This window comes from Marinoscillum pacificum, from assembly GCF_024714495.1.
Taxonomy (GTDB): Bacteria; Bacteroidota; Bacteroidia; order Cytophagales; family Cyclobacteriaceae; genus Marinoscillum; species Marinoscillum pacificum.
On record NZ_JAMZMJ010000017.1, the window covers coordinates 1 to 15,644 of the forward strand.

Genomic DNA, 15,644 nt, shown 5'->3' on the forward strand with positions numbered 1-15,644 from the left:
CCTTCACTAAAAGTTGAATCTCTATGGAAACAAAGACAAATTGTAAGTCTATTACAGGACAATCGAAAATTGTAAATTAATAATAGGACTGTATGTTAAACCTGTAAACTTATTTTAGGACGATACACCCTCAGCCTTCGGCAGCCCCACTGGCCGTGCGCCCACTTGAAAATGGGAGCGATCAATTTCTATTCAATCACGTCATTCCTGCGGATGCAGGAATCTCATAAAGAAGAAATATCTTTACCAACCCCCTCATTAATCTCCCCCTACAAAATGGGGAGATTTAATTATCAAGGCAAGAGCAATTGAACTTACTCATTGAGAACTTCTATTCCCAACTGGATAATCACCATTAAATCTCGTCATCCAAACAAACCCAGAACGTCACTGCGAATGGAATGAAGCAGCCTCACACTAAACCTTCACCAAAGGAACGAAGAAACTATTGCACCATTTTACATCTAAACCACCCTTCCTCTTCTGTTAAATGCCAAATACTCAGCAAATACTTTGCGCCTTATGGAATATTTTTAGATTAATTTATATTTTTACTAACTGTTTAAACCTTCCTAACCTGCTAATGACGATTAACTGCAACGCTGTAGCTGACAGGTCTGTAAAGAGTTCGCCATACTTATCCCTCAAGACCTTAGTTCTGCTCCTAACATTATGTCTTGGCTTTGTAGCCACCGCACAGGACGACACCTACGAAGGTGGTAATCTGGACGAAGTGACCGTCACCGAAGATGAAGCCCGAAGCCTGATCAAGCAGCTCATCGATGTAGATCGGTTTCTACACTCTTTTGGCGTTCAGAAAATAGCAAAGGATGAGGCACTCGTGGCCTATGCCGAAGGCTTCGTAGAGCGCAACAGCATTGAAGTTCTGACTATTGGCTACATCGATAGTGAGGAGTTCTGGCCAAGGATCTTCAAAAACATTCGTCTGAAGAAAATAGACAAGGCCAACACCGACCTGCTGCTGACTGGACATATCATGTTCATCCCGATAATGGGAACGGATGGCAGCATCTCTGGCTATACCGTAGAGCTGAAACTGGAAGGAAAAACCACGCAGGTCTATGAATTGTTGGAAGTCTCCCAAACAGATATAGAACTGATTGCTCAGGAAACAACTACCGAACGTCTTGGTGATAAGCCATATACAACACCAGCTGACGCCCAGCGCGAGGTGGCAGACGCCATGATCGCTGCATTACAAAAGGTGGAAGGGAAAGGAGACACCACCGATCAGAATATTCAATTAGTTAGTTTTCAGGCGGACCCTAATCAGAAATTTGGCTTTGACGCACCACAGCACACCCAACTTAATAACGATTACCCAACCGTTACAGTAGGAGGTTCATCCAGCAGGACATCCTGGAAATCTCTGAAAAGCAATTCCACGGACCAGGTAATAGCCATAAGCGCTGGAGATCAGGATCTTACGTTTGAACTGGATGGTGCTCCAGTTATAGCAACTGCGGGAGACAATAACACATACAATCTCTCGCTTATGGGAAATAGCGATGGAGTAACTGGTGAGTTATTGGCAAAAGTGGGTACCGCTACAGCTGGTAAACTCAATACCATCACCTACGACCTTTCGGAAATTAAGGTAAAAATTGTCCCAGTTAATAATGCCATTAGCCCTTCAGAACTCTCCCTACTTCAGGATACTCTGAACAAAATCTATGCTCCAGCCATCGCAAGCTGGCATGTGGAGGTACTGGAAAACCAAAACCTGGGTACTGACTGGGATGATGAAGGTAATGGCCTTGAAGATGGTGAGACGGGCATGCTCTCCAACTATACAAAAGAAATGAATGACCTGATCAAGGCGTTCAAAGACAAAAACGACCGGGACAAAGATGCATACTATGTGTTTTTAGTTGACCATGCCGAGAATTCTGGAAAACAAGGTTATATGCCTCGAAAAAAGCAATGGGGGTTTGTTTTCACCAGAGGACAAAATATTGAGAGTTTAACGACCACTATTGCCCACGAGCTCGGTCATGGAGTTTATCGCTTAGAGCACACTTTTACTGAGAAAGGTATACCAAGGGATCAGACCCAAAACCTAATGGACTATGCTGGTGGACGAGCTCTTTACAAATACCAGTGGGACTATGTCCACAACCCAGTGAGTGTCATTACACTATTTGATGACGAAGAGGAAGCTGCCTATAGTCCCTATGAGTTATTGGTAACCGGACTGATTACCTTTAAAGGAAAGTTTTCCAATTTCGCATCAACAACTGGTCCATACTCATTTATTGCTACTACAGGAAAATTAATCACTCTTCCGGCTGAGGTTGAAGATGTTTCCTTCTACCCTTCAAATGGAGCACTGATCGCTTTTACCATTAATTCATCAGGAGAAAGAGTACGATACATAAGCTCCCGATATAAATTAAGTCAAAACTTTGCCGGATATAGATCAAGTCAAGATGAAGCTGAATCGCAAGCAAAAGAGAATATTTATGAAGATGTTTTATCTAAAAATATATCATCATCGGCGACAGTATTTCTTGGTAGACCTGATGAAACAGAGGAATGTAAACTTCAACTTTTTAAAGGTAGTTTAACTCATACACCACCAACATCAGAATATTATGGAGGATTGGATGAGGCTAAAAATACAGATGTAGCTTTAAGTCTTTCAAAAGAAAAACTTGGCAATCTTGTTGACTCTCCAGAATCGTGTATCTGTGATAAAGGAAAAGAGTTTTATGACCTTTTCAGTGCTGTAATTACAAATGACACGGAGTATAATCAATTAACTTCTCTAGCACAGCAAATGTGCAACTTGCCTGATAATTTTCTCACTGCTTTTGGTGCCGAAAATGATGCTTCATTTCAAGAGAAGCTTAATCGCTGGTTAATGTGGGATAGTGATAAAGCTCAGCTTAAGGAGGCTAGAGCAAGTTTTTGGGAACGTGAAGACGCCTGGAGTATTTACTACAACCAACTAAGTATTTTCATCAATAAATATAACTCCTATAAAAACCTGTTTGATAATGAATATATCTCCAATAGAACTCTTAAGGCAATTGTAAATGCACGAACAGATCAGTTTTTGGATCTTTATTCAATTGATGAACGCATTGATATCATTAAAAAACTGCTGCCTGAAAAGGCAATTAGTACCACGCCAACTCCATATGGATCAGGTCAGTCAGTAGATTGGAGCGAGATTTATGTAAGCAACGATGAAGAACACGCAATTATTAAAGTTCTACAAAGTATAGATTCAAAAGATGAAGCCATTAAAATGCTTGCAGCCATTTCCTCAGATGGTTTTCTTTCCGAATTGAACTATCACTTAGATGATGTAGGACTTGGAGGCAATAATTATACTGCTCTAGCAAATGAGTTTAGAAGATTAACCCTACTCAAAAATGATATCCCTCATCAGATAAATCAGCAAACTTTGGCACATTGGGAACAAGTACCAGATTATGCTCATCTGGTTTATAATGATAAAAGACTGTTCTCTTTTGGAGTTCCTGCTGAAGTTGGAGGTGTATTCTATAAAAAGGTAGAGTACAACTCTCAAGGTGAGATGGAAATGGAGATTGAAGTTTGTACAGAAATAGAAAACTTTGACATCTCCTATTACAATGCAACAACGGGCACAGCCAGCTCATACACAGAACAACGATGTGTAAAAAAAGAACTTGCCACCTTTAAACCTAACTACTTTGATCTTGTAAGTATAGATGTAATCAACTTGGATTATGTCCCAGCAGATATTACAACGAGCGTTGGCTCCTCGTTTATTACCTATGCAGGATTTATTGATTATTTACTCGAGAAAAAAGGAACAAAACAGGTCATTACTATTGCTGATTACACTGTTACTGCTGTGACTCTTGCCCTTGGAATAGGAGAAGTAACCTTATTAATAAGAGGAGGAGCTACAACAGCCAGAATAGCGTTGGCAAGTTATGATCTGGGAGTGGAAGTCGCAGATTTAGTTATTAAAAGCAATGCATTCGCAGAATTTATATGCGGAACTGACTCATCGGGAAATCCTATAATTTGCAATAAACTCATTACTTGGAGAGAGGCTAACACCTTAGCGCAAATTACTGCCATTGGCGCTAGTGGATTTGATATTGCTTCAAACTGGAATTTGTTAAAAGCTGGTAGATCGGTTGATGACTTTCTTGGAAGGTTAAGAAGTAAGTTTAATGATGCAGAATGGACCAAATTTTCAAGCACTTTCGGTGACAATGCCGAAGCACTTGCCCGGTTTGATGCTAAAGAAGAATTGGTAAATAGCTGGAAAACTCTTCATGCCAACAATGCTAGTTCCTTTGTCATCAAAGACCTTGATCGACTAGTTGTGTTCAATAAGTTATCAGATGAAAACAAAGCTTTAGCCAAACTTTTTACTGATGATGATGCAAGCTCAACTTTATCAAAATTCTTAGATGATGTTGATGGAGAGATAATTCCAATATTAAATAAGAAACCCAAATTAATTGATGGTTTTACAAGTCATAAGACTGGAAAAGCACTTTCAGAGAATGAGTTAAGGTCTAAATATGACTTAATCGCTGAAGAATTACGGGATCTAGATATTCCAGATGTTCAAAAGGAAAAGCTAATTTATTGGTTAGACAGAAGTTCAGATTTATCCTCATTCGGAAGATATTCACAAAAAGGAATAGATTTTAGTAATAATGTATTTACGTCTATAGCTACTCGAACAGGACAACTTTTTGATGATCTGGCTAATAAATTAAAAATAGATCCTAGTGTTTTGCGTGAATATGAAATTTACAAAGAAGTTCCATTATTAACAGAGGGTGGATTTATGAAAGCAGATTTAGTTTTGGTGAAAAGAGGAGACTTTGGTCTTGAAGAGGTTATAGTTATTGAAAATAAATTAAGCTCAGGAACTGATTATACAATTCGACAAAAAGAAGGCTGGAAAAAGCTTGCTAGAGGAGAGCCTTTAGTAGTTAAGTCACCAATTGTTGGAACGAATGCTGCAGGTAAACCAGTAACTTTGGCTAGTGACTATTCATTTACCGCAAAAAAAGTCAAACCATACAAAATAAACGATCATGGTGATACAGAAATAGATAATGTTAATATCTCAGAAATTCCAGTCAACAACTGGAAAAACTATTCATATAAACCTAATTAATCATGTCCAAATTGAGTATTAAAGAAATTCAGCTTAACTTTTGTGACATTCTGAATAAGTATTTTCATAGTAAGGGTTTTAAGCTATTTAATGAAAGTAAAACTTCCATTTTTGTCCATAAAAATGAAAATATCGCAATACATTTCTTTTTTAACTTCTTTTCAAATTATACAATTGGAGTAAGTCCGTTATTCATCTCTTTTTACGAAGTAGAAGATTATCTTTTAGAAATTGGGATACCAGATCAAGGATTAACTAAATACAAAAAAAAGGAAAAACTCAATTTACCTACCATAGAATTTAATCATATCCCAGTTGACTTATCTAACAAGACAATTCTTACAACAATTGACTTATATGAAATTGCTAATAAGTTCATTTCATTCTATACAAATGAAGGATTAACGTTTATTTCTCAATATTCTACCTTGCTTGATATATATAATGACTTACCAGATATCCCGAAATGGAAAAATTTAATAAGTGGTATGGGTGACGCTTATATACGCGGTTTAATAATTTCAAAACTATGTAATGATCCTTTATTTGAAAAAAAGCTTGAGACAATAGATCAAATGATTCAAAATGCTGATAACTGGACCCCATACTGGAACAAATACAAAACAACTCTGAAAAAAATTGAGCCTAAATACAATACTTAGAACATTATATTCACACGGTTATGGACGTCCATGAACCCAAAGTAAGAAGCTACAACATGAGCCAGATCAAGGGAAGAACACCAAACCCGAGATACTGGTCAGAAAGTTACTTCATGCCAATGGCTTCCGGTTTCGCCTCCATGTCAAAGACCTACCTGGAAAACCTGATATAGTTCTTCCGAAATACAAAGAAGCCTAAATAATTCAGTAGTCCCGTCAGCAAATCCAAGCTTAGTGTACCTTAAACATTGAATCAACCGTTTTGACAGTAGGAAAAAGAAGTCCGACTTAGACTAAGGATATTGACTCCTTCTAAGTGATTACAAAATAACATGAACCAAACTACCATAATCAATAGAATCAACGAAAAACTAGATGGTCATTTTGAATTTAATGACCATATTCTGTACCATAAATTGGATATTGGATTTCAAGGAATGGTAATTCAGTTTTCCAGTTTATTAACCATTGATATCGGCTCTGTTGGTATTCATTTTTCTGAAATCGAAAACCTAGTCTCACCTTTATTACTTAAATATCAATTACCCTATGATAAGATAAGTTTCACAGTCGTTAATGCAGATGTGGGTAAAGATTTAAAATCTTATTCCATCAAGACAGAGGAAGAAATAATTTTTGCAATTGATCAAGCCGTGAAACATTATGAATCTTTTGGCAAAGATTTTTTTAATCAACACGTAAACGTCCAGAATTTGTTAAGCCTTTTGAATGAATCTGAAGCAATTCCAAAGGGAGGGTACTTTACAGGAACCGAAGGTTTGTTTAGAAGATTAGCAGTCAGTAAACTTTCTAATGATGAAAGGTTTGAAGAAAGAAAGTTGAAATACTTGAATACTTTACTGAATCTATGCCAAAAATCATCCTCATTTGAAGTTTACCTAGAAGCTTTTAAGGACTTTAGTAAAACCATTTGAAGAAAAAATGGACAATATGAACGTGCTTCATGATATAACCATGTGCTAACAAATTCTGTTATTTTTTTCATAACTGAGATATAGAAACACTAAGATTTAGCCCAGAATAGTTATGAGAATAGATAGTCGAATTATTGAATTACTTGAAAAAATTGATTTCGCTGAAAATTATAAGAAGCTTGTAAATACTTTTAGTGGTGGTGAGTTTGAGGATTACTCTGTGATAAATGTAGAGACCATTTTTAAAGATCTGGGTTATGATGTTTTTTACAACAAAAAAGAGGATTTTTTCAAGGTTATGTTCTATAGAAATGATCTTGAAATACAAGTGAATTTTTCATTAAAGTATGGTGCAGTTGAAACAATTCTAGGCATTATTCGAAAAGGAGAAAGAATTAAAGTAGGAGGCCCATTCGGATTTTTATATCGAAGTATTACTTCCGAGAGATTAGCCAAGCCATTGTTTTCCAATTATGACCAACTGAAAGAAATTATTTCTACAACCTTACTCATTGTTAAGGAAATACAAGTAGAAATTTCGAGCTGGGAATAGACAGAAACCAAGTGCACCTCAAGATTGATTGAGAAATTCAAATCGGATTTCACTTCTTCCCCTCTCACAAGAACCTACAACATGAACCAGATCAAGAGAAAAAAACTAAAACTACGCTTTGAGAAAACTTAACGAAGATTCAATAGAATTTTTGAAATCAATAAATCTTGCGAGTCGTTACAATCAGCTCCTTGAAAAATATCCTGTTACAAATCCAATGAGTTCTGTTGATATCTCAGAAGTTCAGAACATCATTTCAAACCTTGGCTATTATTCAATCAAATACTTCAAAAAAGAAGACTTTTTTTTTCATAGAGGAAACAAAATCTTCAACATTCAAAATAAGCACTAAGGGTGGATTAGTTGAATTTATTTTAACATGTAAAGCAGATAATATCTCCTTCGCTGGAAACTATGGATTTATCATTTATCATGCGGGATTAGAAACCAGATTCAAGAAACCTTCCTTCAGCTCATATTCGGAACTGACTGAAATTCTTAGAGAAGGATTCGATATTTATTCTAACATTAAAACTCGTCTGGATATCTGATCCCACTACCTTTAACCCATGGACGTCCATGAACCCGAAGTAAGAAGCTACAACATGAGCCAGATCAAGGGAAAGAATACCAAACCCGAGATACTGGTGAGAAAGTTTCTTCATGCCAATGGCTTCCGGTTTCGTCTCCATGTCAAAGACCTACCCGGAAAACCTGATATCATTCTTCCTAAATACAAAGCGACCTTCTAGAATCATTCTACTTTTAACAAGTATGAACCTAATCCGGCGGCATCATATCTGTTGGTGAATACCTATCATGACCGAAGCGTCACTGAACACCAACAAAGGCCAAAGTGGTGTTTTAGATGAGGCTAGAACTGACAGGTGTTGATAAGATTTGATCAAACCTACCAGATCTTCAAATTATACCTACTCCGACCTCAAACTTTTCATGGAATAATCCCTATTTATTAAACCTGACAGGTCTTGAAGACGTGGACGCCTAGACCTGTCAGGTTTATCATCGATTCACCAATCAATAAACAATGAGGTGTCTTTAATTCGTGGAAAATGGTCACTCTCTTTCTGCGTCAAGGGAGATTACTTGTCTCAAATGAGGGGGTGAGGCACTGCCTCACTCCGATCTCAGACTCTTCACGGGATTGACTTTCGTGGCCTTCCAGCTGTGGTAGCTGATCACCAGCAGGGCAATCACCACCGAGATGGCTGTGCTGATCACAAACATGTCCCCCCCTATGCTCACTCGATAGGCAAAGTCTTCCAACCATTGCTGCATCAGCCAAATGGTAAGCGGAATGGATAAGATTACCCCAAGAGCTAACTGCCAGCTGAAAGTCCTGGCCAACAAGCCAAAGATTTGCGCTGAAGAAGCACCTATCACCTTGCGTATGCCAATCTCTTTCTCACGGCTGTTAACCACCAAGACAGTCAGTCCAAGCAATCCAATAGACGCAATGAGGATGGAGATCAAAGTAGCTACGCCAATGAGTTTGTTCAGGCGTGCTTCGTTTTCATACTGTCGGGCAATGTTCTCATCGATGAACTCATATTCCAAGTTGCGGTTTGGGAAGGTTCTGCTCCACTCCTCCTCCAGGATGTCCTGCACAGCTAGCAAGCTCGATCCGGAGTATTTGAACAGTAGTTTCGGGAAAGGTGAATCCTGAAAATCGGTATCGGAAATGCCTGCGAAGATTGGACTCATGTTTTGGGTAATTACCAGCGGTTCTATCTCTTCATGCAGTGATGAATAATGAAAATCTTCCACCACACCTACTATTCGGTGTTCGCCAAAGTCACTGCCTGGTAGTTTTTCTTCCAAAGGGTTCGTCAGACCAAAATACTTCACGGCAGTTTCATTGAGAATGATAGACTGTCGCTCATCTGCTGTATTTCCTTTTTCAAAATTCCGACCTTCTACTAGCTTCAGATCAAACGCATCGATAAAGTTGGCATCCACTCCCACCATTCGGAACCACAAAAAGCTTCCTTTCACATCTTCAAATGCCAGGTGCATCCATCCATTGGTACCAAACGCATGGCTACTGGCGGTGAAGTTGCTCAGTTCTGGATGTTGTTGCAGGTTTTGCTGGAGCAGTTGGGCATTGTCACGTGCCGAAGCATAGCGCTCCGTAAATCGACCACTCTGGATATTGGCAAACAAAGGAACAGCCACCACGGCTTCATAATCATACCCCAAGTTTTTGCTTTGCAGGAACCCGATCTGCTTTTGCATTATCAGTGTGCTGCTAATCAGCAATACGGTCACTAAAAACTGGAACGTCACCATCACTTTGCGCACCCAGTGCTTACCTCCAGTGGTGTTGGAGCTTTGCATAATGCTCATGATTCGAGTGTTGGTGAGCACAAATGCCGGGTACATTCCTGCCAGTGAGCCAATGAGTAAACCCAATCCCAGGAACAGTCCCAAATGCCACCATTCAAAAGAGTAAATAAGATTGACACCAGTCAATTGATTGAAAGTAGGGATGCCAATAATGGCCAATCCTGTACCCAGCAACATGGAAATCAAGGCCACAACAATGCTCTCGGTCAGATATTGGGAAACCAACAATTGCTTACCTGCTCCAAGGATCTTGCGCATGCCTACTTCTTTGGCTCGTTTGATGGACTTACCAATGGAAAGCGTGGTGTAGTTCACACAAGCAATCAGCAACACCAAAAAGCCAATGATCCCCAAGACATACACATAGGTAGGATTGCTCACCGCTTCGATTCCTGCCGGCACCTCTGGATTGAGGTGAATATCCGTCAACTCCTGGAATCCGACCGTGTATTCATCGCGATTGAAATTCTCACCCAAATACGTCATCAATACGTCCTGGGATTTGGCATTCACCGATTCGATCCTGGAGTTTTCATTGACTAAAACATAGGTTTCCTGACTCACGGAGGTCCACCCTTTCAGTGCTTGCTCACCAAACAAGGTTTGATTCAGTTCATTGGATATCGCCAAATCAAACTGAATACTGGAGTTATCCGAAATATCCTTCATCACCGCAGAAACCGTGAACTCTACTACCTCCTTTTCAAGATTTATAGTGAGTGTTTGGCCAACAGGATCTTCCTTTCCAAAATACTTTTCAGCATACCCTTCAGAGAGGATAAGGTCGTACCTTCCGGTAAATGGATTCGAAGCATTACCCTTTTCCATTTCAAAATCAAATACCTGGAAGAATTCCGGACTGATCAGGGCCACCTCCTCGTTGATCCAGTTGTCACCAGAAGCCTGAACGGCATAGGTTCTTTTGAACCACTGCACCACATTTTCAAACTCAGAAAATTCCTTTTTGAATAGCGGCTCGAATCGCATAGGTGTAACAGAGTTGAAGAAGATTCTTCCATCGCCATAGTCTTCATAGAGATACGCTCTGTAGATGCGGTCTTTTTTGGAGTGCATCTGATCAAAACTGAGTTCCTGGGCCACGTAAAGTCCCATTTGCACAAAGCAAAGAATCCCGATGGTCAAGCCAAGGATGTTGAGGGTGGTGTTGAATTTGTCACGCCACAACACACGAGCGGCTACTTTGAGGTTTTGTCCTGTTAACATGAGTGAGTGAGTTTTGAGTTTTTGATTCTTATTAATGGCTGACCAGCGAAACGATCGCAGCACCAACCAGATAAATAATCGATTAGCAGCTTTTGCACCTTTGGTTTCTACCTTTCGGTCAAAGAGCTCGAGCAGGTCACCCTCCAGGTCTTCCAGCAACTCTGGCTTACAGTACCAGTGCAGGAAGCGAGTAGCCCATTTGGGTGGATTAATATGGTTGGTTTGGTCTTTCATAATTATTAACCACAGAGAGAAGGAGAGATTTAATACCCACAGAGAACTCGGAGATAAAATTTACAATTCTAGAGCCTCAGTGTGACATTCAACATTCTGTGTTTTCTCGGTGTGCTCCGCGGTTCATTATATCCCGAAAAAGGTCAGCTTTGGCAGTTTCTGATACAGCTCCATTCGTACCGACATGGTTTCATCCAACACTGCTCTGCCAGCTGGAGTCAAATCAAAGAATCGTTTTCTGCGACCACCACGTTCGTTGGTCGCGCCACGCATTTCTGATTTAACCAGTCCTTTCTTTTCCAGTCTGCGAAGTACGGAGTGAATAGCTGTTACATCCATGTTTCGTCCGGTTTTCTCAACCAGTTCGTCTAGAATGGCTACTGCATAAGCCTCTTGCAATAGTGCTCCCACGGTTAACAATACCAGTTCTTCTAGTTCTCCTATGGTTTCTCCTTTCATATTATTTTTTTTATCAACCGCAGAGAACCTGAGATGTCCAGAGCTCATCGGTTGTGGTTTTTTTTTGCTTTATGTGACTCATGTCCTACCTCGGCAGGCAAGCTGCACAGGAGTGACGTGCAGAAGTTTGGTTACTGAGTCCATCCATGCAAACTCGCGGCACGGGAAGACGAATTTCATTTGCTTCTATAGCTTCGTCGAGAGATGTCATGTCTCAAGAATAAAATCAAACGATCTTTCTTGGACAAACGTACAACAAATATATTTTGTTGCTTTGTACAACTAATAATTTTAAAGCTTTACTTGAACGGTCACAGCATTGGAGTTGGAAGACTTTACTTCTAAGACCTGGAAAATGACGAGCTGAGTTATAAAGTAGAAATCAAAGACGGCCTGAAACATGGCACCTATTATGAATACTATGAGTCAGGTGAACTGAAAGTAAAAGGCAAGTACAAAAATGATCTGAAAGAAGGCACCTAGAAGTACTATGATGAAGCTCGCGACCTGGTCAGGAAAGAGCGCTATAAATATGGGGAAGTTAATTAGAACTGACTCCTGCCCTTTACAGGCAAGCTAAGCATGACTTGATGGGACTCCTGCATGCGCAGGAGTGGCGCTATCCTTGTGTCTGGACAGTTATCCGTATCAAAAAGTAGGCAATATGAAAATGATCAGGTTCAGTATGACTAGTAATTTTCCTTTAACATGAAGCTATAAGCCGTAAAAAAACCTGTCAGGCACTTTGACAGGTTAGGTTCTTTACAGTTTGGTTTTGTAGATCAATTCTTACGCATGATAAATGCTAGTTTGTAATAGCGAGCTCCTTGGTGGCAGTTGGGATTACCAACATAATAATTTGGATTATCTTCTTCACGATCCTCTTCAGGCGTATCAATTTGAACAATTGAATTTCCTGTACCAATCTCTGCTTGTGCAGCAGCCGGCCAATCAGTTGCTGGCACGTCTGAAAAGAAAAAAGGGTATTCTCTATCAACCGCGCTGTTATAATATGTTCCACTTCCTGTATACATTTTGGAATAAATGGAACAGTCAGTAGAGCCAGATCGATAGTCTGTACTCAAATTGTCTAACATAACTCGTACATCGCCAGCACCAGGTGTTGGGCTTGCCATAATGAATCGATCTGTTAGGTTTGGAGTATTGTTCGAACCGTTACAAAGAGCCCAACCTGAAGGGACTGTAGTACCAGACCACATGATGATTCCTCCTTTTGGAATAGTTCCATTACCTATAAACTCACCACTGGTAGACACATTACCTGTAGCAGAAATAGTACTGGAAGTCGAAAGTGTAGTCGTACTGATATTACTGGTTACAATTGCATTAGCACCACGAAGAGTAGCGCCTGCGATTACATCTCCAGCAGTTGCAGTAATATCTCCAGTAGATGCGGTAATCGCCCCGCTTGAAGAAACCGAGCTCACATCAGCAACACTTCCAGTATTGACTAAGCGCGCCCAGGATCCATCCCAACGATAATATGCTTTGTTTGTGGTATTGTAGTATAGCAATCCTAAATGAGGGTTTTCGGTTGTATTCACAGTAAAATTGGAAGAAAAACGAGGAAAAAGCACACCTCGATTATCTGTTGAATGAATGTTAAGAATTGCATTCACTGGTACCGAGTTGATACCAATTCCCACACCTTCATTATTCTGCGCGTAAGATGCCGTGCTGATCAGTACCAACCCAGCAAATAGTTGTCTAGCTAGTTTCATTATGCCATTTTAGAATTTAAATCAATCACTAAAATAGCGGTATATACTATGATTCAAAACAGTTTTATGCTAGAAATACTTATTTAATTGCAATAAAGTGACCGTTCTGTTGAAAATAGCTCCCCATCTGATAGAACATAAAAACCTGCCGGAAGAATCCGGCAGGTCGCCTAACCAAACTAAACTAAATAACCAGCTAATACCGAAAAGCAACCGCCAAGTGCTCCTCAGAAGTATCTTAAAGATTGATGGAAGTGTTGGTACTACTACTCACAGAAACCTGACCATACTCACTGCCTCCAGAGTAGGTACCACCGGAGTAAAAGCCTTCGAAACTTTCACCATCTATCGATCCACCTTTGTATAAGGTATAACTACCATTTTCAACTGCATCAGACGAGAACACTAAGGACTGAAGGCTCTTTGGAGCTGTAAAAGTGAACAGCGCCGTTCCGCTACTGTCCTCCAACCTTAGTGTGGTCTCGGCTGATAAACTACTACTGAATGAAATTTTTAAAGAATTCTGTGACGAGCTACTACTTGGCATCTGTGCCATTCCTGAACTACCTACTGCTAATAGGGTACCGCCTGATATTTTAAAGGTATCATCATAATCCAGCGCACCATTGCCGTTGCCAGTTGGGCCATATACAATCACTGTTCCGCCAGTCATTTCTATCGACCCATTAGCATCCAAGCCATCTCCCTGAGCATATACAGCAATCTGTCCGTCATTAATAATCATGTAATAATCCCCTGAATTAGATCCATAGCTACCATTACCACCTGGACCACCGTGGCCTGAGCTATCATTGCCGCCTGCTACATTGAGTCCATCATCACTTGCATGTGCTACGATTTTGCCTCCATCTATTTGAATCACTGCTGACTCCAGTCCTTCATAAGATTCGCTCACCAAGATATCTCCAGCCAGGATATGCAACGAGGAGTCCGCATGAATACCATCGTCCCCAGTTGCTAATTCGAAAGTGCCGTCTTCAATGATGATATGACCGTTTGCATGCATGGCATCATCAGAACTGTTGATCACAAATGTTCCATTAGAAATCACGAATTTCTGTCCTGCCTTCATTCCTTTAGTAGAGCTATCACCTATACTTGAAGAACTTCCTCCTCCTGCAGTAATGTTGAAAGTACCATCCACCACTAGTAAATCCGTCTCTGCAGCGAATCCATCTCCATCTGTAGTAATGGTATAGTTTCCTGATTCAATCAATATATATCCGCGCTCTGCATCCTCGTCTTCATCTGATTTAAAAGCATCTCCACCACTCACAATATTCATGGTGGAATTTCTTAAAACCAGATAATCTTTACCGCGGATTCCATCATCTACTGCATTGACCTCTATCTCAGGGCCATCGATAATCAACCCGTCTTTGCTGGCAATGGCATCATTGTAATTTCCATTAACTATCAGTTTGCCACTTCCGTATATGGAAAGATTAGCTTTGCTAAAGAACGCTGCATTGGGTTCGTCTTCACCTTCTTCAAAAATGTAATCAGAACTATCAGTAAAGCTATTTTCTGAGCCCTCAGCAATTATTATGATTACCTTTTCTGCTCCCCAGACATTTACTGGTGCGGTTGTCGATGAACTGACGGAAACCCCGTCGAGGATAAGCCTAACCAGCTCTTCATCTTCGGTATCGACCATAATGCTTCCGTCTGATAAGTTTCCCGTGATACGGTAAGTGCCAGCAGTGCTAATGGTTATAAAACTACCATCAATAATCACATTTTCTGAATTCGCTGAAGCAGATGATCCGGTCAATGTGATTAAAACCTCTTCTGACTCATCCCATTCCTCATCTCCTTCCTCTTCGTGGAATTCATCATTTTCTTCCAGCACATCCCCAACATTCTCGTCAAGTATGTCTTCACTACTATCGATCAATGAGGTATCAGTTTCCTCATCATCCTGAGTGATCTCACTCAGATTATCATTCTGTAAACACGAGCTCAATCCAATAATCAAGACTACTGTCAATGAAAAGCCCAACTTTCTAAATAATTCTATTTTCTTCATCATTACATGCGTTTGAATGGTTGCTACATCAGCGATGCTTTTGATGATGTAAGACTAGCTCAGGTAGCTCAATGGCGAAAAATTATTCAACCAAGCACTACATATTTTCAATGAACTATAAGGTTTCTGACTAGACTAGAACTACCGCTTTTTTGGTCAAAACAATAGCAGTTGACACCAAACATACACCCCACTGATCAATGTCATTCCTTTACCATGAGCTGAGATATTCCTTTGGACCCAGCTTTATCTCTTGA

The 15,644-nt window shown here is 40.0% G+C and carries 11 protein-coding genes; 6 read left to right on the forward strand and 5 right to left on the reverse strand.

What is annotated here, in order from left to right; translation table 11 throughout:
* The first annotated feature begins 583 nt into the window (after positions 1-583).
* From NXS00_RS24050 to NXS00_RS24070, 5 genes are all read left to right on the forward strand, one after another.
* Positions 584-5,161 (forward strand): hypothetical protein, encoded by a 4,578-nt coding sequence (locus NXS00_RS24050; RefSeq protein WP_258101843.1) that lies wholly within the window; start codon positions 584-586, stop codon positions 5,159-5,161.
* Positions 5,162-5,163: 2 nt separating this feature from the next.
* Positions 5,164-5,823 (forward strand): hypothetical protein, encoded by a 660-nt coding sequence (locus NXS00_RS24055; RefSeq protein WP_258101844.1) that lies wholly within the window; start codon positions 5,164-5,166, stop codon positions 5,821-5,823.
* A 94-nt stretch (positions 5,824-5,917) separates the two neighbouring features.
* Entirely contained in the window at positions 5,918-6,022 is a 105-nt protein-coding gene (locus NXS00_RS24060) for a PDDEXK family nuclease (RefSeq protein ID WP_258101946.1), read from the forward strand.
* A 217-nt stretch (positions 6,023-6,239) separates the two neighbouring features.
* Positions 6,240-6,758, forward strand: a complete 519-nt coding sequence (locus NXS00_RS24065; protein ID WP_258101845.1) for a hypothetical protein — start codon at positions 6,240-6,242, stop codon at positions 6,756-6,758.
* Between the two features lie 112 nt (positions 6,759-6,870).
* Positions 6,871-7,311 carry a hypothetical protein gene (locus NXS00_RS24070; RefSeq protein WP_258101846.1) on the forward strand — a complete coding sequence of 147 codons (441 nt, stop codon included), beginning with the start codon at positions 6,871-6,873 and terminating at the stop codon, positions 7,309-7,311.
* Positions 7,312-7,784: 473 nt separating this feature from the next.
* On the opposite strand, the gene NXS00_RS24075 is transcribed toward NXS00_RS24070, so the two are convergent.
* On the reverse strand, positions 7,785-7,976 hold the full coding sequence (locus NXS00_RS24075; RefSeq protein ID WP_258101948.1) for a hypothetical protein: 192 nt from the start codon (positions 7,974-7,976) through the stop codon (positions 7,785-7,787).
* Between NXS00_RS24075 and NXS00_RS24080 the strand changes: the two genes are divergently transcribed.
* Positions 7,917-8,063 carry a PDDEXK family nuclease gene (locus NXS00_RS24080; RefSeq protein ID WP_258101847.1) on the forward strand — a complete coding sequence of 49 codons (147 nt, stop codon included), beginning with the start codon at positions 7,917-7,919 and terminating at the stop codon, positions 8,061-8,063. The two genes, NXS00_RS24075 and NXS00_RS24080, sit on opposite strands and share 60 nt — an antisense overlap.
* A 385-nt stretch (positions 8,064-8,448) precedes the next feature.
* On the opposite strand, the gene NXS00_RS24085 is transcribed toward NXS00_RS24080, so the two are convergent.
* From NXS00_RS24085 to NXS00_RS24100, 4 genes are all read right to left on the reverse strand, one after another.
* A complete protein-coding gene (locus NXS00_RS24085; protein WP_258101848.1) occupies positions 8,449-11,136 on the reverse strand; it encodes an ABC transporter permease in 2,688 nt (895 codons plus the stop codon).
* 126 nt (positions 11,137-11,262) lie between these two features.
* Positions 11,263-11,595 (reverse strand): PadR family transcriptional regulator, encoded by a 333-nt coding sequence (locus NXS00_RS24090; RefSeq protein WP_258101849.1) that lies wholly within the window; start codon positions 11,593-11,595, stop codon positions 11,263-11,265.
* Between the two features lie 782 nt (positions 11,596-12,377).
* On the reverse strand, positions 12,378-13,337 hold the full coding sequence (locus NXS00_RS24095) for a phage tail-like protein (protein ID WP_258101850.1): 960 nt from the start codon (positions 13,335-13,337) through the stop codon (positions 12,378-12,380).
* A 238-nt stretch (positions 13,338-13,575) separates the two neighbouring features.
* Entirely contained in the window at positions 13,576-15,390 is a 1,815-nt protein-coding gene (locus tag NXS00_RS24100) for a carbohydrate-binding domain-containing protein (protein WP_258101851.1), read from the reverse strand.
* Positions 15,391-15,644 lie beyond the last annotated feature (254 nt).

Coding starts and splice junctions, on each gene's coding strand:
- NXS00_RS24050 (WP_258101843.1), top strand. CDS start 584: ATGACGATTAACTGCAACGCTGTAGCTGACAGGTCTGTAAAGAGTTCG.
- NXS00_RS24090 (WP_258101849.1), bottom strand. CDS start 11,595: ATGAAAGGAGAAACCATAGGAGAACTAGAAGAACTGGTATTGTTAACC.
- NXS00_RS24070 (WP_258101846.1), top strand. CDS start 6,871: ATGAGAATAGATAGTCGAATTATTGAATTACTTGAAAAAATTGATTTC.
- NXS00_RS24075 (WP_258101948.1), bottom strand. CDS start 7,976: ATGAAGAAACTTTCTCACCAGTATCTCGGGTTTGGTATTCTTTCCCTT.
- NXS00_RS24085 (WP_258101848.1), bottom strand. CDS start 11,136: ATGAAAGACCAAACCAACCATATTAATCCACCCAAATGGGCTACTCGC.
- NXS00_RS24095 (WP_258101850.1), bottom strand. CDS start 13,337: ATGAAACTAGCTAGACAACTATTTGCTGGGTTGGTACTGATCAGCACG.
- NXS00_RS24055 (WP_258101844.1), top strand. CDS start 5,164: ATGTCCAAATTGAGTATTAAAGAAATTCAGCTTAACTTTTGTGACATT.
- NXS00_RS24080 (WP_258101847.1), top strand. CDS start 7,917: ATGAGCCAGATCAAGGGAAAGAATACCAAACCCGAGATACTGGTGAGA.
- NXS00_RS24100 (WP_258101851.1), bottom strand. CDS start 15,390: ATGATGAAGAAAATAGAATTATTTAGAAAGTTGGGCTTTTCATTGACA.